This is a genomic window from Bacillus hominis, from assembly GCF_018332515.1.
GTDB lineage: Bacteria > Bacillota > Bacilli > Bacillales > Bacillaceae_G > Bacillus_A > Bacillus_A hominis.
The window spans coordinates 1-535 of the sequence record NZ_BOQD01000648.1; the positions used below are offsets into that span (position 1 = coordinate 1).

Below are 535 nucleotides of genomic sequence, written 5' to 3' on the forward strand. Positions count from 1 at the left end.
ATACTTGCTGTCAATGCTGTTCGGCTTCCTGAATTTAACATTACAAATAACGCAATCGCTTCTAAAAATAAAATAAATATTTTTTCTTTTTTATATATACACCATTGCTTTTTCTTTAATCCAACTATAATGAATATTAAACAAATATTCCCTAGTGTATTAGCATGTTTTAATCCATAAGTTTGTCTTATTCTATCATCTAAATTAAAGGCATTAGTAATATTATTAATATTAATCAGAGACTCTCCATTTAAAATCAATAAGAGTAATAAAAATACAAATACCGAATAATATAGGATATCAATCATTTTTCTATAAACTATTTCTTCTTTTATTATATTCAATGTAACCATTAGCAATAATATATATATCAAAGATAGCATTGCATTTAAAACAATTTGATAGCTACCATATTTCAAAAAACCTATTAATGGAAATAAAACAAAAGTCGCTATAAGCACAATGAAAATTTTTGGAATTTTAGTGAAAGTATCATTAATAATTTTTTTCGAGCTAAATGCAACTAATATAATAA

Annotated in this window: 1 protein-coding gene; it reads right to left on the reverse strand. The window is 23.0% G+C overall.

Translation table 11 applies throughout. From position 1 onward, the window contains the following. Nucleotides 1–535 (reverse strand): hypothetical protein (locus KI356_RS27780; protein ID WP_212937073.1); only part of this gene is annotated, 535 nt, incomplete at both ends.